At 65.8% G+C, this 20,443-nt stretch carries 21 protein-coding genes; 12 read left to right on the forward strand and 9 right to left on the reverse strand.

The window, feature by feature from the left end; translation table 11 throughout:
* Positions 1 to 7 precede the first annotated feature (7 nt).
* Positions 8 to 1,114, reverse strand: coding sequence for a carbohydrate kinase (locus tag FVD38_RS04970; protein ID WP_147933801.1), 1,107 nt, complete (start codon positions 1,112 to 1,114; stop codon positions 8 to 10).
* 287 nt (positions 1,115 to 1,401) lie between these two features.
* Between FVD38_RS04970 and xapA the strand changes: the two genes are divergently transcribed.
* From xapA to FVD38_RS05005, 7 genes are all read left to right on the forward strand, one after another.
* Entirely contained in the window at positions 1,402 to 2,244 is an 843-nt protein-coding gene (gene xapA / locus FVD38_RS04975; RefSeq protein ID WP_147933802.1) for a xanthosine phosphorylase, read from the forward strand.
* A 24-nt stretch (positions 2,245 to 2,268) separates the two neighbouring features.
* Entirely contained in the window at positions 2,269 to 3,462 is a 1,194-nt protein-coding gene (locus FVD38_RS04980) for a phosphopentomutase (protein WP_147933803.1), read from the forward strand.
* The gene (gene deoC, locus FVD38_RS04985) at positions 3,459 to 4,415 is read left to right on the forward strand and encodes a deoxyribose-phosphate aldolase (protein WP_147933804.1); all 957 of its coding nucleotides are present in this window, start codon (positions 3,459 to 3,461) and stop codon (positions 4,413 to 4,415) included. Before FVD38_RS04980 ends, deoC begins: the two co-directional genes overlap by 4 nt.
* Positions 4,416 to 4,429: 14 nt before the next feature.
* Positions 4,430 to 6,808 carry an aldehyde dehydrogenase family protein gene (locus FVD38_RS04990; RefSeq protein WP_370660627.1) on the forward strand — a complete coding sequence of 793 codons (2,379 nt, stop codon included), beginning with the start codon at positions 4,430 to 4,432 and terminating at the stop codon, positions 6,806 to 6,808.
* A 138-nt stretch (positions 6,809 to 6,946) separates the two neighbouring features.
* The gene (gene deoA / locus FVD38_RS04995) at positions 6,947 to 8,269 is read left to right on the forward strand and encodes a thymidine phosphorylase (protein ID WP_147933805.1); all 1,323 of its coding nucleotides are present in this window, start codon (positions 6,947 to 6,949) and stop codon (positions 8,267 to 8,269) included.
* 8 nt (positions 8,270 to 8,277) lie between these two features.
* Positions 8,278 to 8,682, forward strand: a complete 405-nt coding sequence (locus FVD38_RS05000; protein WP_147933806.1) for a cytidine deaminase — start codon at positions 8,278 to 8,280, stop codon at positions 8,680 to 8,682.
* A 76-nt stretch (positions 8,683 to 8,758) separates the two neighbouring features.
* The gene (locus FVD38_RS05005; protein WP_147933807.1) at positions 8,759 to 9,085 is read left to right on the forward strand and encodes a hypothetical protein; all 327 of its coding nucleotides are present in this window, start codon (positions 8,759 to 8,761) and stop codon (positions 9,083 to 9,085) included.
* A 48-nt stretch (positions 9,086 to 9,133) separates the two neighbouring features.
* Here FVD38_RS05005 and FVD38_RS05010 read toward each other — a convergent pair whose 3' ends face one another.
* Complete coding sequence (locus FVD38_RS05010) at positions 9,134 to 9,670, reverse strand: DUF2058 domain-containing protein (RefSeq protein WP_147933808.1); 537 nt, start codon at positions 9,668 to 9,670, stop codon at positions 9,134 to 9,136.
* A 94-nt stretch (positions 9,671 to 9,764) separates the two neighbouring features.
* Positions 9,765 to 10,172 (reverse strand): VOC family protein, encoded by a 408-nt coding sequence (locus FVD38_RS05015; protein ID WP_147933809.1) that lies wholly within the window; start codon positions 10,170 to 10,172, stop codon positions 9,765 to 9,767.
* 117 nt (positions 10,173 to 10,289) lie between these two features.
* On the opposite strand from FVD38_RS05015, the gene FVD38_RS05020 reads away from it, so the two are divergent.
* Entirely contained in the window at positions 10,290 to 10,976 is a 687-nt protein-coding gene (locus FVD38_RS05020; RefSeq protein WP_147933810.1) for a DUF2076 domain-containing protein, read from the forward strand.
* Here the strand turns inward: FVD38_RS05020 and chrA are convergent.
* Positions 10,973 to 12,175, reverse strand: a complete 1,203-nt coding sequence (gene chrA, locus FVD38_RS05025; protein ID WP_147933811.1) for a chromate efflux transporter — start codon at positions 12,173 to 12,175, stop codon at positions 10,973 to 10,975. The genes FVD38_RS05020 and chrA overlap by 4 nt on opposite strands.
* Before the next feature lie 110 nt (positions 12,176 to 12,285).
* Here chrA and FVD38_RS05030 point away from each other — a divergent pair, with 110 nt between their 5' ends.
* A complete protein-coding gene (locus FVD38_RS05030; protein ID WP_147933812.1) occupies positions 12,286 to 12,828 on the forward strand; it encodes a gamma carbonic anhydrase family protein in 543 nt (180 codons plus the stop codon).
* A 6-nt stretch (positions 12,829 to 12,834) separates the two neighbouring features.
* On the opposite strand, the gene FVD38_RS05035 is transcribed toward FVD38_RS05030, so the two are convergent.
* The 5 genes from FVD38_RS05035 to FVD38_RS05055 all read right to left on the reverse strand — a co-directional run bounded on the left by FVD38_RS05035 (position 12,835) and on the right by FVD38_RS05055 (position 16,163).
* Positions 12,835 to 13,623, reverse strand: a complete 789-nt coding sequence (locus FVD38_RS05035; RefSeq protein ID WP_147933813.1) for a LytR/AlgR family response regulator transcription factor — start codon at positions 13,621 to 13,623, stop codon at positions 12,835 to 12,837.
* Positions 13,623 to 14,519 carry a sensor histidine kinase gene (locus FVD38_RS05040; protein ID WP_147933814.1) on the reverse strand — a complete coding sequence of 299 codons (897 nt, stop codon included), beginning with the start codon at positions 14,517 to 14,519 and terminating at the stop codon, positions 13,623 to 13,625. The genes FVD38_RS05035 and FVD38_RS05040 overlap by 1 nt, the downstream gene beginning before the upstream one ends.
* Positions 14,520 to 14,523: 4 nt before the next feature.
* A complete protein-coding gene (locus FVD38_RS05045; RefSeq protein ID WP_123071649.1) occupies positions 14,524 to 14,802 on the reverse strand; it encodes a hypothetical protein in 279 nt (92 codons plus the stop codon).
* Positions 14,803 to 14,961: 159 nt separating this feature from the next.
* Positions 14,962 to 15,600 (reverse strand): TonB family protein, encoded by a 639-nt coding sequence (locus tag FVD38_RS05050; protein ID WP_147933815.1) that lies wholly within the window; start codon positions 15,598 to 15,600, stop codon positions 14,962 to 14,964.
* A complete protein-coding gene (locus FVD38_RS05055) occupies positions 15,600 to 16,163 on the reverse strand; it encodes a GNAT family N-acetyltransferase (protein WP_147933816.1) in 564 nt (187 codons plus the stop codon). Before FVD38_RS05055 ends, FVD38_RS05050 begins: the two co-directional genes overlap by 1 nt.
* Before the next feature lie 212 nt (positions 16,164 to 16,375).
* Here FVD38_RS05055 and aptA point away from each other — a divergent pair, with 212 nt between their 5' ends.
* From aptA to FVD38_RS05070, 3 genes are all read left to right on the forward strand, one after another.
* Positions 16,376 to 17,692 (forward strand): omega-aminotransferase AptA, encoded by a 1,317-nt coding sequence (gene aptA, locus FVD38_RS05060; RefSeq protein WP_147933817.1) that lies wholly within the window; start codon positions 16,376 to 16,378, stop codon positions 17,690 to 17,692.
* A 75-nt stretch (positions 17,693 to 17,767) separates the two neighbouring features.
* The gene (locus tag FVD38_RS05065; protein ID WP_147933818.1) at positions 17,768 to 18,748 is read left to right on the forward strand and encodes an FAD-dependent oxidoreductase; all 981 of its coding nucleotides are present in this window, start codon (positions 17,768 to 17,770) and stop codon (positions 18,746 to 18,748) included.
* Between the two features lie 63 nt (positions 18,749 to 18,811).
* A complete protein-coding gene (locus FVD38_RS05070; protein ID WP_147933819.1) occupies positions 18,812 to 20,278 on the forward strand; it encodes an NCS1 family nucleobase:cation symporter-1 in 1,467 nt (488 codons plus the stop codon).
* The last annotated feature ends 165 nt before the right edge of the window (positions 20,279 to 20,443 follow it).

The raw sequence follows: 20,443 nt of genomic DNA on the forward strand, positions 1-20,443 counted from the left end.
TCTCTATTCAGTCGGTAACGATGTCCTGGACCGGGGCGTCGAACAGCCCCGGGACCAGTTGCGGGCAGACGGTCTGCGTGCAGGCGATGGTCATGGCGGCCAGCATCTGGCCGCGGCGGCAGGCCAATTCCAGGTCTGGCTCGGGCTGGCCGCTGTACAGGGTCCAGCAGACGGCGGCGGCGAAGGCGTCGCCGGCGCCGGTGACGTCGACCACGTCGGCAGCCTGGCCCTCAAGCAGCCCGATGCCGGTGGCGGTCGTAAACATGACGCCCAGGGCGCCGCGCGTGACGATCACGTCCTGGACGCCGGCGCGCCGCAGTTCGGCGCAGGCCGCGGCGATGTCGGCGTCGGTCTCCAGCGGCCGGCCGACGCGCGCCGCCAGTTCGCCCACGTTCAGGATCAGCAGGCGCAGGCCGGTCAGGTCGCGCGGCAGGCGGTCGATCTTGGGTTCCGAAACGGCGACGATCACCATCGGCACCCCGTCGCGACGGCTACCTTCCAGCAGGGCGGCGACCGCCTCGCGCGGCAGGTTCAGGTCGGCGATGATCAGGGCGGCGCCGGCGCGCTGCTGCTCGCGGGTCGCGAAGAACTCGGGCGTGAGCGACTCGTTGATCTCCATGTCGGCCAGCGCCACGCGCATGTCGCCGTCCTCGTCGAGCACCGCGGTATAGGTGCCGCTGGCGGCGCCGTCCACGCGCAGCGCGCCGCGGGTATCGATGCCGGTTTCGTCGGCGTAGGAGAGCAGGGCGCGGCCGGACGAATCGCCGCCGACCGCCGTGACCAGCGCCGTGGGGACGCCCAGGCGCGCCAGGTTCTCGGCGATGTTACGTGCGACGCCGCCGAAGGATTCGGTCTGGCGCGCCGGGTTCGAGGTGCCGAGCGCCAGCCTGGCCGTCGTGCGCAGCTTGCGATCGAGGTTGGCCGCGCCGATGCACAGCACCGGCCGGTGGTCAGGTAGCACGTAGGCACGGCCGAGGATGCGGCGCTCGCGCACCAGGGCGGCGATGTAGTTGGCGACCGCGGAGCGCGACAGGCCGAGATGGCCGGCCAGGTCTTGTTGCGAGATGAAGGGGTTGGAACGGATCAGCTCGTATAACTGTTCTTTTTTCGGCATCGCGTTCGTATGCGCTGTCAGGCGCCAAGGACAATTGTTCTATAATGCTAGACAATTGTTTGGAGCCTGTCAACGAATCTTTCCCTCAGTGTAAGCAGCTCTGTAGCGCTTCGCGTGATTTATCTACAAAAGATATAAATCGGGAAGAAAAAGTGTATTTGCCATACATATCGGCATTCATGCATAGTTATAATATCCAGTTGTCCAAATGCGCTGCACTCGCGCGCGTTGGGCACTTGCCTCTCTCATCCGCGACCCACATCACCCAGTTTTCAACAAGGAATATCATGTCCAGCAATACCCCATTCGAAGCCGCCGACATCATCCGTGCCCGCAAGCCGGGTTTCGCCCCGCGTGTGGCGCTGATCCTCGGTTCCGGACTGGGCGTGCTGGCCGAACAACTGGTCGATGCGGTGTCGATCGGCTATGCCGACCTGCCGGGCTTCCCGATCTCCACCGTGCACGGCCACGCCGGCGAACTGGTGCTGGGCACCCTGGCCGGCGTGCCGGTCGCCTGCATGAAGGGCCGCGGCCACTTCTATGAAGGCTATGGCCCGGGCGTGATGACCTCGGCCATCCGCACGCTCAAGGAAATCGGTTGCGAACTGCTGTTCGTCACCAATGCCGCCGGCTCGCTGCGCGTGGAAGCCGACGCCGGCAGCCTGGTCGCAATCACCGACCACATCAACTTCCTGCCGGGCAGCCCGATGTCCGGCCCGAACGACGAACGCTTCGGCCCGCGCTTCTTCAGCATGTCCAACGCCTATGACGCCCAAACCCGCGAGCAGGTCAAGGCTGTCGCTGCGGAGAAGGGCATCGTCCTGCACGAAGGCGTGTACCTGGCCGCCGCCGGTCCGCACTTCGAGACCGTCGCCGAAATCCGCGCCTTTAAAACGCTGGGCGCCGATGTAGTGGGCATGTCGCTGATCCCGGAAGTGATCGCGGCGCGCCACTGCGGCCTGAAGGTCACCGCCGTCTCGGCCATCACCAACCTGGCCGAGGGCCTGTCGCCGTTCGCGCTGTCGCACGAGCAGACCCTGAAGTACGCGGCGATCGCGGCCAAGGATATGGTCACGCTGATCCACGCCTACATCGAGCGCGTCGGTTCGACCCCACGCGCGGACGCTTAAACCCTTATTTGAAGAGCGAAGACCATGTCACGCGCATTCATCCTCCTGCTTGATTCCTTCGGCCTCGGCGCGCTGCCGGACGCCGACAAATACGGCGACACGGGCGCCAATACCTTCGGCCACATCGCCGAGTGGGCGGCCAAAGAGGGCAAGCCGATGTCGCTGCCTAACCTCGAGAAACTGGGCCTGGCCGCTGCTGCGCACAAAGCCAGCGGCGAATGGGCGCCCGGCTTCGACCTGCGCGACGGCTTCACCGGCGCCTGGGGCGTCGCCCGCGAGCAGTCGACCGGCAAGGACACGCAGAGCGGCCACTGGGAAATCGCCGGCGTGCCGGTGCTGTTCGACTGGGGTTACTTCCCCAAGACCGTGCCGTCGTTCCCGCAAGAGCTGACCGACAAGCTGCAGGAATTGACCGGCGTGCCGGGCTGGCTGGGTAACTGCCACGCCTCGGGCACCACCGTCATCAACGAGCTGGGCGACGAGCACGTCGCTACCGGCAAGCCGATCCTGTACACCTCGGCCGACTCGGTGCTGCAGATCGCGGCGCACGAAGAACACTTCGGCCTCGAGCGCCTGTACGAAGTGTGCGAAGCCGCCTACGAGCTGGTCAAGCCCTACAATATCGGCCGCGTGATCGCGCGTCCTTTCGTGGGCGCCAACGGCGACTACAAGCGCACCGCGAACCGTCACGACTACGCCGTGCCGCCGATCGCACCGACCCTGCTCGACCACGTCAAGGACGCGGGCGGCGAGATGATCGCACTGGGTAAAATCAGCGACATCTTCGCGGCGCAAGGCGTGACCCGCCTGGTCAAGGGCCCGGACAATATGGCGCTGTTCGACCGCCTGCTCGAAGTGGCCGACGAGGCGGGCGACAAGTCGCTCACTTTTGTGAACTTCGTCGACTTCGACATGCACTTCGGCCACCGCCGCGACGTCGCCGGCTATTCGAACGCGTTGCACGAGCTGGATGCGCGCCTGCCGGAATTCATGGCCAAGCTGAAGGACGGCGACCTGGTCGTGATCACCGCCGACCACGGCTGCGACCCGACCGCGCCTGGCTCGGACCACACCCGCGAGCACATCCCGATGATCTTCTTCGGCCCGAACGTCAAGGCGCAGGAACTGCCGACCGCCGACACCTTCTCGAGCATCGGCGCCACCCTGGCCAAACACCTCGGCGTCAAACCACTTTCGAACGGAACCGCACTGCTATGACCCAGCCCCTGGATTTCAAACGTAATGCCGGCATGGCGCTGGACCTGGGCCTGGTCAACAGCGTCAAGGTCAACCGCAATGCGGCCGACCGCCGCGCCGCCAGCCTGGCGAACCGCCGTACGGTCAAGAAGGAATACCAGGCCGCCTGGCTGGTGCGTGCGATCGAATGCATCGACCTGACCACCCTCGGCGGTGACGACACCCCGGGCCGCGTCGAGCGCCTGTGCATGAAGGCGATGCGCCCGCTGCGCGCCGACCTGATGCAAGCCCTGGGCCTCGAGACGCTGACGACCGGCGCGGTCTGCGTGTACCACGAGATGATCACCCCGGCCGTCAAGGTGCTGAACGGCCGCCTGCCGATCGCCGCCGTGTCGACCGCGTTCCCGGCCGGCCTGTCGAGCATGGAAACCAAGGTGCGCGAGATCGAATTGTCGGTGGCCGCCGGCGCGACCGAGATCGACATCGTCATCACCCGCCAGCATGTGTTGACCGGTAACTGGCAAGCGCTGTACGACGAGATGGTGGCCTACCGCCAGGCTTGCGGCGAAGCGCACGTCAAGGCGATTCTCGCCACCGGCGACCTGGTGACCCTGGAAAACGTGGCCAAGGCATCAATGGTCTGCATGATGGCAGGCGCGGACTTCATCAAGACCTCGACCGGCAAGGAAGGCGTCAACGCCACCATCCCGGTGTCGCTGGTGATGGTGCGCGCGATTCGCGACTATTACGAATTGACCGGCTTCCAGGTCGGCTACAAGCCGGCCGGCGGCGTCTCGAGCGCCAAGTCGGCGCTGCAATACCTGACCGTGATGAAGGAAGAACTGGGCAACGACTGGCTGCAGCCGCACCTGTTCCGCATCGGCGCTTCCAGCCTGCTGACCGACATCGAGCGCCAGCTGGAGCACTACGTGACCGGCAACTACTCGGCCGCTCATCGCCACGCGCAACCTTAATTTCGGACTTCGTCATGCCAACAATCAAAGAGATTCTTAACACCATGGATTACGGTCCTGCACCAGAGAGTACCAAGGAAGCGCTCGCGTGGCTGGACCAGCATGGTCGCCGTTTCGGGCTGTTCATCGACAACGCATGGTCGGACGCCGCCGAGACCTTCGCCACCAATAATCCTGCCGACGGCAGCGAACTGGCACAGGTCACGCAGGCGAGCAACGACGACGTCGAACGCGCCGTCGCCGCCGCACGCCGCGCCCAGCCGGGCTGGGTTGCACTCGGCGGCCATGGCCGCGCAAAAATCATGTACGCGCTGTCGCGCCTGCTGCAGAAGCATGCGCGCCTGTTCGCGGTGCTCGAAACGCTGGATAACGGCAAGACCATCCGCGAAACCCGTGATGCCGACCTGCCGCTGGCCGCGCGTCACTTCTATCATCACGCCGGCTGGGCGCAATTGCAGTCGGAAGAATTCGCCGACTACCGCGCCGTGGGCGTGGTGGGCCAGATCGTGCCGTGGAACTTCCCGCTGCTGATGCTGGCATGGAAGATCGCACCGGCGCTGGCCGCCGGTAACACCGTCGTGTTCAAGCCGGCCGAGTACACGCCGCTGACCGCGCTGCTGTTCGCCGAGATCTGCCAGCGCGCCGGCGTGCCGGCCGGTGTCGTCAACATCGTGACCGGCGACGGCCGCGTGGGCGAAGCCATCGTGAATCACCCCGGCATCGACAAGATCGCCTTCACCGGCTCGACCGAAGTCGGTCGCCTGATCCGCAAGGCCACTGCCGGTAGCGGCAAGAAGCTGTCGCTGGAACTGGGCGGCAAGTCGCCGTTCATCGTGTTCGACGATGCCGACCTGGATGCGGCGGTCGAAGGCCTGGTCGATTCGATCTGGTTCAACCAGGGCCAGGTCTGCTGCGCCGGTTCGCGCCTGCTGGTGCAGGAATCGGTCTATGAGCGCTTCATCGGTAAAGTGAAGGCGCGCATGCAGAACCTGCGCGTCGGCTCGCCGCTGGATAAATCGAACGATATCGGCGCGCTGGTCGATCCGGTGCAGCAGCAACGCATCCACGGTCTCGTGGAATCGGCGCGCGCCGAGGGTTGCGAAGTGTGGCAGCCGAATGTGGAACTGGCAGCGACCGGTTCGTGGTACCTGCCGACCCTGATCACGGGTGCTTCGACCTCGGCCGCCGTGGCCCAGGCCGAAATCTTTGGCCCAGTCTTGGTGGCGATGAGCTTCCGCACCCCGGCCGAAGCCGTTCAACTGGCGAACAACACCGTGTACGGCCTGGCCGCCTGCGTGTGGAGCGAGTCGATCAGCCTGGCGCTGGACGTGGTCCCGCAGATCAAGGCCGGCGTGGTGTGGATCAACACCGCGAACCAGTTCGATGCCGCTTGCGGCTTCGGCGGCTACAAGGAATCGGGTTATGGCCGCGAAGGCGGCAAAGAGGGCATGTACGAGTACCTGACGCCGCTGGCAGAAGATGCGCGTCCATCGGCGCCGGTCGTGGCCGACAAGGCCAAGGCCAAGCCGGCGCAGGAAGACAGCCCGTTCGCGGTCGACCGCACCGCCAAGCTGTACATCGGCGGCAAGCAGGCCCGCCCTGATGGCGCCTACAGCCGCGCCATCAACGGCGCCAATGGCGACTTCCTGGCCGATATCGGCGAAGGCAGCCGCAAGGACATCCGCAACGCCGTGGAAGCGGCGCACAAGGCCGCCGGCTGGACCAAGGCGACCGCGCACAACCGCGCGCAGGTGCTGTACTACATCGCCGAGAACCTGGCGATCCGCGCCGACGAATTCGCCCAGCGCATCGCGCAGCAGACCGGTTCGAAGGATGCGGCGCGTGAAGTGGAAGCCTCGATCGAGCGCCTGTTCTACTGGGCGGCGTGGGCCGACAAGTACGACGGCGCGGCGCACCAGCCGCCGATGCACGGCATCACTGTGGCGCTGAATGAAGCGGTCGGCGTGATCGGCATCGTGTGCCCGAACGAGAACCCGCTGCTGGGCTTCATCTCGCTGGTGGCGCCGGCGCTGGCGCTGGGCAACCGCGTGGTGGCGGTGCCGTCGGAACAGCATCCGCTGTCGGCGATCGACCTGTACCAGGTGCTGGATACGTCCGACCTGCCGGGCGGCGCGCTCAACATCGTCACCGGTTCGGCCGACGAGCTGGCGCGTACGCTGGCGACGCATGGCGATATCGATGCGGTGTGGCGGCATGATGGTTCGGCGGAAGGCTGCGCTGAAGTCGAGCGTTTGTCGGCCGAATCGCTCAAGCGCACCTGGACGGGTGGCGCGAAGGGCCGCGACTGGTTCGATCCGAAGCAGGCCTGCGGCCGCACGGTGCTGCAGCATGCGAGCCAGGTCAAGAATGTCTGGATTCCGTACGGCGTGTAATTAAACAGCCCGGAACCTCAAAACCCCGTCATTCCCGCGCAGGCGGGAATCCAAGTCGTTCGCGTTACGCTAGCTCACTTGGATTCCCGCCTCCGCGGGAATGACGTTTTCAAGCTATTAGTGAGAACGGACACAATCATGTTCCTCCCCCAAGAAATCGTCCGCAAGAAGCGCGACGGTGGCGTCCTCTCCGCCGAAGAGATCCAGTTCTTCGTGCGCGGCATCCCTGACGGCAGCGTCACCGAAGGCCAGATCGCGGCGTTCGCCATGGCGGTCTACTTCAACGACATGACGATGGACGAACGCGTTGCCTTCACCCTGGCGATGCGCGATTCGGGCCAGGTCATGGAATGGAAATCCCTGAACCTGCCCGGCCCGGTGGTCGACAAGCACTCGACCGGCGGCGTCGGCGACGTGGTCTCGCTGATGCTGGGACCGATGATCGCGGCCTGCGGCGGCTTCGTGCCGATGATCTCGGGCCGCGGCCTGGGCCACACCGGCGGTACGCTCGACAAGTTCGATTCGATCCCGGGCTACAGTACCGTGCCGGAACCGGAAAAATTCCGCCAGGTGGTGCAAGACGTGGGCGTGGCCATCATCGGTCAGACCGCCCAGCTGGCGCCGGCCGACAAGCGTTTCTACAGCATCCGCGACACCACGGCGACCGTGGAATCGGTGGCCATGATCACCGGCTCGATCCTGTCCAAGAAGCTGTCGGCGGGCCTGGACGCGCTGGTGATGGACGTGAAGGTCGGCAGCGGCGCCTTCATGCCGACACCGGCGAAATCGCTGGAGCTGGCCGAATCGATCGTCAACGTCGGCAACGGCGCCGGCACCCGCACCTCGGCCATCCTGACCGGCATGAACGAATCGCTGTGCCACGCCGCCGGCAATGCCGTCGAAGTGCGCGTCGCGATCGACTACCTGAGCGGCAAATCGCGCCCGGCGCGCCTGCACGAGGTGACGATGGCGCTATGCGCCGAGATGCTGGTCATCTCCGGCCTGGCGTCGAGCGAGCAGGAAGCGCGCGCGAAGCTGCAGGCAGCCCTCGATTCGGGCGAAGCCGCCGAGCGTTTCGCACGCATGGTCAGCGCCCTGGGCGGCCCGGCCGACCTGATGGACAAGCCCGACGCGCACCTGGAAACGGCGCCGGTCATCGTGCCCGCGCCTGCGCTGCAGGCCGGCTATGCGAGTGCGGTCGATACCCGCGAACTGGGCCTGGCCGTGGTGGCGCTGGGCGGTGGCCGCGTGCGTCCGCAGGATGCGATCGACTTCGCCGTCGGCCTGACCGGGCTGGTGGAACTGGGCGACGCGATCGCCGTCGGCCAGCCGCTGGCGATGGTGCATGCGCGCTCCAGTCAAGCCGCGGAGCAGGCCGTCCGCCAGGTGCAGGCCGCCTACCGTATCGCGTCTGAAAAGCCGGCCGTCGAGCCGATGATCCACCGCACCGTTCGTCCGTGAGCCACACCATGAAATACGCGAAACTGATCGATGAAGCACGCGCCGCGCGCGAGCTGGCCTATGCCCCGTACTCGAAATTCAAGGTGGGCGCCGCGCTGGAGTGCAAGGACGGCCGCATCTTCCGCGGCTGTAATGTGGAGAACGCCGCCTATGGACTGTGCAACTGTGCCGAGCGCACCGCCTTGTTCAGCGCCATCGCCAGCGGCTACCAGCCGGGCGATTTCGCGGCCCTGGCCGTGATCGGCCAGACCGAGGGGCCGATCGCGCCCTGCGGCGCCTGCCGCCAGGTGATTCTGGAGCTGGGCGGCAACGAATTGCCGGTGGTGCTGACTAATCTGAACGGCGATGTATTCGAGACCACCGCGGCGGCGCAGTTGCCGAATGCCTTCGGGGGCCGTGACCTGGGCGTGTAAGCAGGCCTTGTGATCCGGGATTCGGGCACCACCATGATGTCATCCTTATATGCTTAACCTGGAATTGGAGGTAGTCATGAAGAAAGTCATCGTGCTGTTGAGTGGTGTGATCATCGCGGCGAGCGCCGCGGCCCAGGCGGACAAGACCAGTTCGAATACAACCCAGGCTGAACGGACGGGAACTGTCGATCGGCAGATCCCGGCCAATACCGACCGCGACAAGCGGGAGAACCCGGCCGCGGAAGGGCCGGAAAGCGCGAACATCGTCGACCCTGACTTCCAGGGCAGCAGCAAGCAGGAGACGACTGCATCCGGCATGGGGCAGCCGAAGAAAGAGGACGAGCGGTCCAAGGACAAGACACGTTCGGACGTGCAGGAAGTTGAAAACAAGACGAAGCAATAAGCGTTCGTCTGGCGGCCCCGTCTGGATATCGGCGGGGCCGCCTTTCGATTACCACATCAGATCGTCCGGAATCTTGTAATCCGCGTACGGATCGTCTTCTTCCACTTCCTGCACCTTCTTCTTGATCTGGACCACGATCGAGGCATCGCGCTGGGCGATCTTCTCGCCGATCACGCGCGGCACCAGTTCGAAGCTGCCATTCATGTGGACGATCACCAGGCGTCCCGCCACCAGGTGCTCGACGATCTGCGACGTCACGTGGATGCGCTCGATCTTGGTGCCGAAGGTAAAGTTGTAGGGCACGTCGCCCTTGCCCTTCGACTGTTTATTCTGCTGCACCAGCTGGGCGATCTGCGCCAGGATGGCCTTCTGGGCGGCGTCGGCGTCGCGCTGGGCGTTCAGCTCGCGCGCCCGCTCCGCGTTCTTGCGCTGCATCTCGAGCGCCGCTTCACGCGACTGGTTAACCTTTTCCACGCCGGTGCGCAACACTTCCTTGTGTTGCTTGCTCTTGTCCTGGTTGACCTGCCTGACCTTCTTCTTGTCGACCAGGCCGGCTTTTAGTAACTGCTCTTGCAGCGAGACCATGTTGTGCTTCCTTGAAATGATGAATGCCGCTCGCGGCAAATAGCGAGCGGCGACCGGTCGCTAGCATAGCAAACTAGCAGTCCATGAGCGAGCATCAGGCCTGCCAGGGATTATATGTGCCGACCTGCCACACATGGCCTTCCGGGTCCCGGCACGCAAAGGCCCGGCCACCCTGGGGCACGTCGTCGATCTGCATAATGATGGTCGCGCCGCTCTCCACCACACGCGAATAGACGTCGTCGGCACTGTCGATGTGGATCCAGATGGTCTGCGTCTGCAGGCCGCCGGACTGCTCTGGCGTTGTCAGCAGTTGACCGTAAGAATCATCTGCGTGGCTACCGATCATGACCATGCCGTCACCGAGGGTGAGTTCGGCGTGGCTGATCTCTGCATTCTTGCCAGGTATCACCAGTCGTTTTTCGAAACCTAGATTTTTGCAGAGCCATTCTATGATTGCGGGCGCATCGCGGTAGCGCAGGCAGGGCACAACGGTTGAGCTCATTGCAATCTCCTGTGAGGTGGCAGACCTCCGATGGTAACGCAGGTGGCGTTGGCGCTTGAAATTTGGATAACTGATCCACAACATAAGGGATAGCCATTCTTCAAACAGGAGCCCGTTATGAATCCGTCAGACGAAAAAACCTTGCAGGACTTCCTCGGCCAACTCGTCCAGGCCAGGGGCGTCACCAAAGACCCCGATGCCGACGCGCTGATCCAGCGTGCCGTGGCCCAGCAGCCGGACGCCGCCTACCTGCTGGTGCAGCGCGCGCTGCTGGTGGAGCAGGCGCTGGGCAATGCCAAGACGCGCATCGCCGAGCTCGAAAACCAGGGCGGCAAGGGCGGCGGGGGCTTCCTCGACGCCAATCAATGGGGCAACTCCGCGCAAGGCCAGCCTTCGAATCCCGTCCCGGGCGTCAAGCAGGGGGCGTACCAGCAAAACGGACCGACAGGCTCCGCACCGCATGCCCAGCCGGCGAAAAGTGGCGGCTTCCTGGGCGGCGCCGGCGGCAGCATGCTGGGCACGGTGGCGGCCACGGCGGCCGGCGTGGCGGCGGGCAGCTTCCTGTTCCACGGCATCGGCAACCTGCTGGGCAATGACGGGCAGGGCGCTTCGAACCATCTGCTGGCCGACAATGCGGCCGACGGCGGCGCCGCCGAGGCGGCAGGGGGCGGGGCGCTGGCGGACCAGGCCGGCATTGGGGCGATCGACGAACCGGGTGGCGGCGACAGCTTGGCCGACAACAACGACGACAGCCTGGGTGGCTTCTTCGACGGCGACGGCTCGGACGAGGGATTATTCGGCTAACCCAGCATGACGCCTGCCGCCGCCGACAGGATCACGACGATCCACGACGGCGCTTTCCAGACCGCCAGCAACAGGAAGCCGGCCAGCACGATGCCAGCATCGCATACGTCGAACACGGCGCTCGTCCACACAGGGTTGGCCAGCGCGGCGGCCAGGATGCCGACCACGGCAGCGTTCGCACCCATCATCGCGTGACGCGCGGTGGCATGACGGCGGAGACGGTCCCAGAACGGTAGCGTCCCGTAGACTAGCAGCAGGCCAGGCAGGAATAGCGCCAGGAGGGCAATCGCGGCGCCAGCGAGCGTGCTCGCCGTCATGCCGGCCTGAGCGCCGAGGAAAGCGGCAAACGCGAACAGGGGCCCGGGCAGCGCTTGGGCAAGTCCATAGCCGGCCAGGAAAGTCTCGTTCGGGATCCAGCCGCTGGCGACTGTCTCGGCCTGCAGCAGTGGCAGCACCACGTGGCCGCCGCCAAAGACCAGCGCGCCGGAGCGATAGAAGGCATCGAACAGCGCCAGCGGGCGATGTTCCGTCAGGCCGGCCGACAGCGGCAGCCCAATCAGCAGGACGCCGAACAGCACGAGCGCCATCACGCCGGCATGGCGGCCAACCAGCATGGACAGCTCCGCATCGGGCTGTGCAACCGGACCCTGGCACAGCCAGTATCCCGCGCCAGCGCCCGCGGTGATGGCGGCCAGTTGCCCGGCCGGCCCATCGACCAGAACCACGATCGCAATGGCCGCGAGCGCGATCGCGATGCGCCGGCGGTCCGGCGTGAGCGTGCGCGCCATGCCCCATACCGCCTGCGCCACCACGGTCACCGCCACCAGCTTGAGGCCGTGCACGACGCCCGCCGCAGTCGGTCCTGCAAGCGTTGCGGCGCCCAGCGCGAAAGCGAACATCAGCAGCGCTGAAGGCAGCGTGAAGCCGATCCATGCCGCGAGGCCGCCGCGCAGCCCGCCGCCGCGCAGGACTCCCAGTGCAAAACCGACCTGGCTCGACGCCGGTCCGGGCAGGAACTGGCACAGCGCCACCAGGTCGCCATAGCGCGCATCGTCGAGCCACTGGCGGCGCAGGACGAACTCGTTGCGAAAGTAACCTAGATGGGCGGTCGGACCGCCGAATGATGTCAGGCCGAGTTTCAGGAAGATCCAGAAGATGGGCCACACAGAGGAGGCAGGAGCTGCTGGGTGTGGTGGCATGGGCGGACCGAGGGCAGGAGCGGCCCAGCATAGCAGCAAACGATGTCGCGCCCATGACGCGGCCGAGGGATTGCCCAAGCCGGCGCAAACTGGATAAGATGGCGGCCATCATGCCAATCGCTCCCTACCTCGACGCCCTCCCGCAACTCGCCGACGGCGTCTACCTCCACGCATCGGCCCAGGTCATCGGCAACGTACGCATCGGCGCCGATTCCTCCATCTGGTGCAACGCCGTGCTGCGCGGCGACGTCAACGACATCGTCATCGGCAGTTGCACCAATATCCAGGACCTGACGATGGGCCACGTTGCCCACCGCACGCCGCACAAGCCGCAGGGCTCGCCCCTGGTCATCGGCGACTACGTCACGGTCGGCCATTCGGTCATCCTGCACGGCTGCCGCATCGGCAACGATTGCCTGATCGGCATGGGCAGCATCGTGATGGACGATGTGGTGGTCGAAGATCTGGTGATCCTGGGCGCAGGCAGCCTGGTCCCGTCGGGCAAGCGCCTGGAAAGCGGATTCCTGTATATGGGCCGGCCGGCCGAGAAGGTGCGTCCGCTGACGGATGCCGAAGAGACTTGGTTGCGCTACTCGGCCGAGCACTACGTGCGGGTCAAGAACAACTACCAGAACACGCCGGCGCAGCCCTGAGAAGCTTTACATCTGCTGGAACAGCGCGCCGTGGTTGCGGCTCACTTCCAGCTCTTCCGGATAGCCGCGCAGGCTGAGCATCTGGCGTCCGCGCAGGTCGCGTCGCACCTCTGCGATCGCATCCACGCGCACCAGCGTCGAGCGGTGGATGCGCCAGAACTCGTCCGGGTCCAGCTCTTCTTCCAGTTCCTTGAGCGTCTTGCGGATCAGGTGCTGGGCGGTGGCGGTCTGCACCCGCGTGTACTTGTCGTCCGACTGGAAGAACAGCACTTCGCGCGTGCTCACCATGCGCAGGCTGTTGCCTGACTGGGCCTGGATCCAGCGCATATAGGCCGGTTTGGCGGCAGTAGTCCCGTTCCGTACCAGCAACTGGTCGCCCAGCTGCGCCAGGCGGGCCAGTTGCGCGCCGATGTCCTGCGGCGTGTGCTCCAACCGGCGGCGCAGGCGCGCCACCGTGGTTTCCAGGCGCGCCAGGGTGACGGGCTTGAGCAGATAATCGATGGCGCCCTGCTCGAAGGCCTCGACCGCGTACTGGTCGTAGGCGGTGGCGAACACGATGTGGCAGTGCTCGTACATCTGGCGCGCGGCATCGATGCCACCCATGCCCGGCATGCGGATGTCGAGGAAGGCGATGTCGGGTTTGTGCTCGAGCGCCAGCGCCACCGCTTCGGCGCCGTTGGCCGCCTCGGCCACGATGCGCAGCTCGGGCCAGGCCTCATGCAGGCGCGCGCGCAACTGGTCGCGCATCGGCGCTTCGTCATCGGCGATCAGGGCCGTCGGTTGCGGGTGCGCCATCAGCCGTCTTCCGTCATGCGATAGGGCAGGTGGATCGACACGCAGGCGCCGCCGCCGGGCAGGGCTTCGATCACGAGTTCGGCATCCTTGCCGTACAACAGCGCCAACCGCTCGCGGATATTGGCCAGGCCGACGCCGCTGCCGGCATGCAGGTTGAAGCCGACGCCGTCGTCGCACACGTCGACGCACAGGGTAGCGCCTTCGACTCGCGCGCGCACCGTGATCGTGCCGCCGGCAACCTTCGGCTCCAGGCCGTGCTTGATCGCGTTTTCGATCAGCGTCTGCAGCATCATCGGCGGGAACGGCGCGCTGCCGAGGAAGTCGGGCACCTCGAAGCGCACCGCCAGCCTTTCCTTCATGCGCGCCTGCATGATGGACAGGTAGGCACGCGACAGCTCGACCTGTTTGCCCAAGGTACCACCGGCGCCTTTGGTGTTGCGCATCTGCGGCAGCGAGGCGCGCAGGTATTCGATCAGGTGGCCGTGCACGCGCGCCGCTTCTTTCTGGTCGGTCTCGATCAGCTGGCCGATCAGGGCCAGCGTGTTGAACAGGAAGTGCGGCTCGACCTGGGCCTGGAGCGTGGCCATCTGCGCCTCGGTCAGGCGCCGCTCGAGATTGGCGACGTCGGCCTTGGTCGAGGCGTCGCGCGCCAGCAGCTCGGCGCGGCGCTTGCCGCCGGCCAGCACCTTGACCCCGAACGAGATCAGGATGAACCAGATCGCCGGCTCCGTCAGCTTGACGAACATGCCGGTGACGAACACCAGGAACCAGACCAGGTAGAGCTGGCGCCACTCGATCAGGGCGAGCCAGTCGAAGAAGCGCCACCACAGCACGCCCGCTTCGCGGAAAGCGTCGCGGACGAAGTCGAGTGCGCGGTTGATCTGGGCGGCGGCCATGGTTTTACTCTTGCGTGTAGTGCTTGATACGGCGCGGCTCGCGGCCGAAGATGGCGATGGCGAGGAATTTGAGCAGCAGCAGGCCGACGAACAGCGCAAGCACGATCGGCACGATGGTGATCAGGGCCGCCAGTACGATCGCGATCACCAGCAGCACTGGCCACGGCATGCGGCGCAGCGAACGGGCGCTGGACTTCGCCAGGCGCCAGGTAGTGCGGCCAGCAACTTCCATATTACGCAGGATCGATTGGAAGCGACTGGTAGGCGTATGAATGGTTTTCATTCGTGCAAGTCCTTTCTAACAATGATGACCCTACTGTAGGGATGCACCCATGTTACGCCAAGAGCGATCCGATAAACGGGGCGAATCCGGGGACGAGCAGTCGTGAGGGCGGATGAACGGGGACGCTTTCGGCCCCGTCAATACGCCTTGTTGCTCAATTTATTGCTCGATCAGCTTGAGCGCTTCTTGCCGCATTACGTCGAGCATGCCGGCCTCGGGCGTGCGCGCGCAGGCCGCCACTGTGGCGTTCAGCACGGGTTCCATGGCCGGAAAGGCCTGGCGCGCCGAGCCTTCGCGGTGCATGCTGTAGATCAGCGTGCCGATGCTTTCATAGGTCACCGGCAACTCGCGCAGGCTGCGTTCCGGGAAGGTGGCGGCCTGCCAGGCGGCATCGACGTTGAAATCGGCGCAGCTCTTGGTGGCGATGGTGGTGCTGTGGTCTTTCTTGAACTTGAAGATCACCAGGCCGTTGCGGTGTTCGCCGCTGGCGGGGATGTCCAGCCGCCTTGCCATGGCCAGCGCCAGCGCATCGAGTTCGGCCGAGCGCGAGGAGTCGCGCACCGAAACCACGCCTTTGCGGCCCTTGTCGTCGAGGGCCAGTTCGACCGTCACATTGCCCTGTACGCCGCGCTGCGCGAGCACCGCCGGATAGCCGGCGTCGGTCGCATAGATCATGATCTCGCGCCAGGTCGGCAGCGTGGCCTGGGCCGCGGCCGATTGCGGCGCCATGGCCAGCAGGGACAGCGCCAGGGTCGAGCCTGCTGCCAGGGCCTTCATCGTGTGATTCCGTGTTGCCATCAGTGGGCCGTCCTGTCGTTCCAGTAGTCGCGCAGCAGGCCGTAAAAGACGGTGTCGGCATACTCGCCGTGCACCAGCCAGCGCTGCGGCATGTAACCCTCCTTGCGGAAGCCCAGTTTTTCCAGCAGGCGGCCTGATGCCTCGTTGCGTGGATCGATGTCGGCCTCGACCCGGTTCAGGCCGACCTCGCGGAAGCCATGGTCCAGCGCGGTCCGCAGCGCTTCGAAGGCATAGCCCTTGCCCCAGTGCGCGCTACCCAGCGCGTAGCCGAGTTCGCAGCGATTGTTCTGATTGAAGAAGTGGTGCAGGCCCACGGTGCCGATCAGTTCGCGGCTCGAGGCGAGCTCGATCGCAAAGCGCAGCTCGGTTTCGTCGCGGTAGGCCTCCTGCGCGCGGGCGATGGCGGCTTCGGCGAAGGAGATGTCGGTCCACGACTCGGTGCTCCAGTAGCGCACCACGGCCGGGTCGGAAAAGATGGTGTACAGGGCCGGCGCGTCGCTCGCGGCCAGCGGGCGCAGCACCAGGCGTTCGGTGGTCAGGACAGGGGTGATATAAGTCGACATGGTTCGCATTGCCAGTGTGATAAGCGCTAGCATACCACTGCCGTGAGGCTTGTAGACAGGGCTGGGACTCATGGCCTTTCCCGCCGCCGACACGATGCGCCATGCATGTTTTTTGCGGATGCGCATGCCGCCAACCGTGTGCCTGTTGCAAGACGCGTCATTCTTGTTCAAACTTCAATGCTTCAGAGCGCCATCGAGAGGGGGAGCGCATCATGTATGAATCCAGGCCTTCCGCGATGTCATCCTTCTGGATGCCATTTACCAATAACCGCGACTTCAAGCGCGATCCGCGCCTGCTGGTCTCCGCCAAAGGCATGTATTACCGCGACGTCGACGGCCGCGAGCTGCTCGACGGCGCCGCCGGCCTGTGGTGCGTGCCCTGCGGCCACGGCCAGCCGAAGATCGCCGAAGCCATCGCCGCCATGGCCGGTCAGCTCGACTACGCACCCACTTTCCAGATGGGCCACCCGGCCGCCTTCGAACTGGCCGAACGCCTGATGGAGTTCAGTGGCCACCGCTTCGGCCACGTGTTCTATACGGGGTCGGGATCGGAAGCCGTCGACACCGCGCTCAAGATGGCGCTGGCCTACCACCGCGCGCGCGGGGAGGGCGGACGCACGCGCCTGATCGGCCGCGAGCGCGGCTACCATGGCGTGGGCTTCGGTGGCATCTCGGTCGGCGGCATCGGCGCCAACCGCAAGCATTTCGGACCGCTGCTGCCGGGCGTCGACCACCTGCGCCACACGCATGACCTGGAGCGCAATGCCTACGCACGCGGCGAGCCGGAACACGGCGTCGAACTGGCCGAAGACCTCGAACGCATGGTGACGCTGCACGACCCGTCGACCATCGCGGCGGTGATCGTCGAACCCGTATCCGGCTCGACCGGCGTGCTGATTCCGCCCAAGGGCTATCTCAAGCGCCTGCGCGAGATCTGCGACCGCCACGGCATCCTCTTGATCTTCGACGAAGTCATCACCGGCTTCGGGCGCCTGACGACGCCGTTCGCCGGCGACTGGTTCGGCGTCGAACCCGACCTGATGGCCACGGCCAAGGGCATCACCAATGGCGCGGTGCCGATGGGCGCGGTGTTCAGCAAGGCTTTCATCCATGACGCCTTCATGGAAGGGCCGGCCGGGATCGAGCTGTTCCACGGCTATACCTATTCCGGCCACCCGCTGGCCTGCGCCGCAGCGCTGGCCACACTGGACGTGTTCCGCGAACAGGGAGTGATTGAGAACGCGGCGCGCATGCAGCCATATTTCGAGGAAGCGCTGCAATCGCTGCGCGGCCTGCCGCACGTGATCGACCTGCGTTCGATCGGCATCATCGCCGCCATCGAGCTGGCGCCGATCGCGGGCCAGCCTGGTGCGCGCGGCTATGCGGCGCTCAAGCAGGCCTTCGCCGACGGCCTGCTCATTCGCATCACGGGCGACATCATCGCGCTGTCGCCGCCGCTGGTACTTGAGAAACACCACGTCGACGAATTGTTCGGCAAGCTGGCCAAGGTCTTGACGCAACTGGCCTGAGTGAGTGTCCTGACTGAGTGTCCCGAGATACCCAAGAGGGCGCACCACGCCCCGCCTGAGAAGAAAGAGAGACCGATGACCGCCACCACCGACGCCCTGGACCTGTCCGCATCCGAAGAATCTTCCCTCCTGGCCGGCGAACCGGCGCCGCCGACCGGCAAGCAGGTGGCCGTGGTCGGCGCCGGCATGGCCGGCATGGCCTGCGCCATCCGCCTGGCGCTGCTCGGCAATGGCGTCGTGCTGTACGAAGCGCGCTCACGCGAGCGCATGTATGAAACGCTGCCAGCGAGCGCCTCCGAACACGCGCTGTTCGAGCGCCTGGTGGCGCAGGGCCGCATCCGCTGCGAATACGGCCGCAAGCTGGGCGTCGACCTCGAGCTGGCCGACCTGCACCTGTGGCACGACGCGATCTTCCTCGGCGTCGGCCTGGCGTCCAGCCGCGTGCTGGCGCTGTCCGGCAGCGATCCGGCCGGCCTGGTCGATGCCGGCCGGCGGCTCGCCGCCGTGTATGCGCTGGACGACCTGCTGGCGCTGCCGGTGCCGCAACGCGCCATCGTGATCGGCGCCAGCCGCGGCGCGGTCGGCATGGCGGCGCGCCTGAAGCAGCTGGGCGCCCAGGACGTGACCCTGGCGCTGCGCCACGCCCTGACGCCCGACGGCCGCGAAGAAGAAGTCGCGCGCGCCTGCTTCGTGCGGGTGCGCGGCTGGGTCGCGCCGCTCGAGGTGTTGCGCGACGAACGCGGCGCGGTCGGGTCGGTGCGCTTCGAGCAGACCCGCCTCTTGGGCGACCGCGTGGTCGATACCGGCGGCTTCACCGAGATCGCCGCCCACGCCGTGTTCAAGGCGGTGGGCCGCGCCGCCGGGGCCGAACGCGATTCGCTGGTGCGCCAGCAGTCGCGCGAGGGCGACCGGGTCGAGGTCGACGGGTGCTTTCGCACCGCGCTGCCGGGCATCTATGCCGGCGGCGACTGCGTGGCGGCGCGCCTGGAATCGACGCAGGCGCGCCGTCACGGCCTGCAGGCGGCGCAGGCGATCCATGCCGACTTGCAGGCCTGAGGTTTTCGCGCCGTATTGACGTTTGCGTTACACTCGCGCGCATCGATTCAACCGAAGCGCACCGTGACTCATCCGACCTTTACCGGCAACGACCTGTGGAACGACGACCTCGCTCCGACCACCGCAGCGCAGCGCACCTGGCGCTGGTACCACTTCGCCGCTCTGTGGGTGGGCATGGTCATGTGCATCCCCGCCTACACGCTGTCGGCCAGCCTGGTGGAGGCGGGCATGTCGGGCTGGCAGGCGGTGCTGACCGTCTTTTTGGCGAATGCCATCGTGCTGGTTCCGATGCTGCTGATCGGCCATGCCGGCGCAAAATATGGCATTCCGTATGCGGTGCTGGCGCGCACCTCGTTCGGCACCAAGGGGGCCAAGCTGCCGGCGCTGATGCGCGCCATCGTCGCCTGCGGCTGGTACGGCATCCAGACCTGGTTCGGCGGCAGCATGATCCATACCTTGCTGGGCGTGATGAACGGTGCCCCGATCGGCGGCGAAGTGCTCGGCTGGCTAGGCATCAACCTGGCGCAGCTAGCCTGTTTCCTCGCGTTCTGGGCGATCCAGCTGTACTTCGTGGTGCACGGCATGGAATCGATCCGCCAGCTCGAGACCTGGACCGCGCCCTTGAAAATCGCGATCTGCTTCGTGTTGCTGTGGTGGGTGCACAGGCAGGTCGGCGGCGACGGTTTCGGTCCGCTGCTCGAGCAGCGCTCGCAGTTCGTGCCCGGCGGGCCGAAGGAGGGGCAGTTCTGGTCTACCTTCTGGCCGTCGCTCACCGCCATGATCGGCTTCTGGGCGACCCTCGCGCTGAATATTCCCGACTTCACCCGCTTCGCCAAATCGCAGCGCGACCAGGTGATCGGCCAGACCGTCGGCCTGCCGCTGCCCATGGGCCTGCTGGCGGCGCTGGCGGTGATCGTCACCTCGGCCACCGTGGTCCTGTACGGCAAGGCGCTGTGGGACCCGGTCGATCTGGCCAGCCGCATGACCGGCATCGCGGTGCTGGTGGCCCTGATCGTGCTGCTGGTCGATACGGTCAGCGTGAACCTCGCGGCCAACCTGGTCGGCCCGGCCTACGATTTCTCGGCGCTGGCGCCGCGCCGCATCAGCTATCGCACCGGCGGCTACATCACGGCCGGGCTGGCGCTGCTCATGATGCCGTGGAAGATCCTGGAGTCGACCCAGAACTACATCATGACCTGGCTGGTCGGTTACTCGGCCTTGCTGGGACCGATCGCCGGCGTGCTGGTCGTCGACTACTACCTGGTGCGCAAGACCGCGCTCGATGTCGACCAGCTGTATCGCCACGATGGCATCTACGGCTATGGCAATGGCTGGAACAAGGCGGCGCTGGCGGCCTTCGTGCTGGGCGTGCTGCCCAATATCCCGGGCTTCCTGAATGCGGCTTTCCCGGCCAGTTTCCCCGATGTCGGCGATGTCTTCAAGACGATCTACACCTATGCGTGGTTCGTCGGCGTCGCGATTGCCGCCGTGGTCTATGGCCTCATGATGAGGGGGCGGGGCGCGCACTAGATTGCCATTTTTCATAACGAGGAGGGGTGCATGCGCAAGTTTCTTCGATGTGCGATTGTCGTGGTCTATGCCGTGGCGGCGGGCGGCGCCGGCGCAGCAAGTTTCGACGCAGTTACCACCGAGATCAAGGCCGGCAACTTCAAGCAGATCACGAGCGTGGTGGTG

The organism is Massilia arenae (genome assembly GCF_008014745.1).
GTDB classification, from domain to species: domain Bacteria; phylum Pseudomonadota; class Gammaproteobacteria; order Burkholderiales; family Burkholderiaceae_D; genus Telluria; species Telluria arenae.

Coding starts and splice junctions, on each gene's coding strand:
- FVD38_RS04970 (WP_147933801.1), bottom strand. CDS start 1,114: ATGCCGAAAAAAGAACAGTTATACGAGCTGATCCGTTCCAACCCCTTC.
- xapA (WP_147933802.1), top strand. CDS start 1,402: ATGTCCAGCAATACCCCATTCGAAGCCGCCGACATCATCCGTGCCCGC.
- FVD38_RS04980 (WP_147933803.1), top strand. CDS start 2,269: ATGTCACGCGCATTCATCCTCCTGCTTGATTCCTTCGGCCTCGGCGCG.
- deoC (WP_147933804.1), top strand. CDS start 3,459: ATGACCCAGCCCCTGGATTTCAAACGTAATGCCGGCATGGCGCTGGAC.
- FVD38_RS04990 (WP_370660627.1), top strand. CDS start 4,430: ATGCCAACAATCAAAGAGATTCTTAACACCATGGATTACGGTCCTGCA.
- deoA (WP_147933805.1), top strand. CDS start 6,947: ATGTTCCTCCCCCAAGAAATCGTCCGCAAGAAGCGCGACGGTGGCGTC.
- FVD38_RS05000 (WP_147933806.1), top strand. CDS start 8,278: ATGAAATACGCGAAACTGATCGATGAAGCACGCGCCGCGCGCGAGCTG.
- FVD38_RS05005 (WP_147933807.1), top strand. CDS start 8,759: ATGAAGAAAGTCATCGTGCTGTTGAGTGGTGTGATCATCGCGGCGAGC.
- FVD38_RS05010 (WP_147933808.1), bottom strand. CDS start 9,670: ATGGTCTCGCTGCAAGAGCAGTTACTAAAAGCCGGCCTGGTCGACAAG.
- FVD38_RS05015 (WP_147933809.1), bottom strand. CDS start 10,172: ATGAGCTCAACCGTTGTGCCCTGCCTGCGCTACCGCGATGCGCCCGCA.
- FVD38_RS05020 (WP_147933810.1), top strand. CDS start 10,290: ATGAATCCGTCAGACGAAAAAACCTTGCAGGACTTCCTCGGCCAACTC.
- chrA (WP_147933811.1), bottom strand. CDS start 12,175: ATGCCACCACACCCAGCAGCTCCTGCCTCCTCTGTGTGGCCCATCTTC.
- FVD38_RS05030 (WP_147933812.1), top strand. CDS start 12,286: ATGCCAATCGCTCCCTACCTCGACGCCCTCCCGCAACTCGCCGACGGC.
- FVD38_RS05035 (WP_147933813.1), bottom strand. CDS start 13,623: ATGGCGCACCCGCAACCGACGGCCCTGATCGCCGATGACGAAGCGCCG.
- FVD38_RS05040 (WP_147933814.1), bottom strand. CDS start 14,519: ATGGCCGCCGCCCAGATCAACCGCGCACTCGACTTCGTCCGCGACGCT.
- FVD38_RS05045 (WP_123071649.1), bottom strand. CDS start 14,802: ATGAAAACCATTCATACGCCTACCAGTCGCTTCCAATCGATCCTGCGT.
- FVD38_RS05050 (WP_147933815.1), bottom strand. CDS start 15,600: ATGGCAACACGGAATCACACGATGAAGGCCCTGGCAGCAGGCTCGACC.
- FVD38_RS05055 (WP_147933816.1), bottom strand. CDS start 16,163: ATGTCGACTTATATCACCCCTGTCCTGACCACCGAACGCCTGGTGCTG.
- aptA (WP_147933817.1), top strand. CDS start 16,376: ATGTATGAATCCAGGCCTTCCGCGATGTCATCCTTCTGGATGCCATTT.
- FVD38_RS05065 (WP_147933818.1), top strand. CDS start 17,768: ATGACCGCCACCACCGACGCCCTGGACCTGTCCGCATCCGAAGAATCT.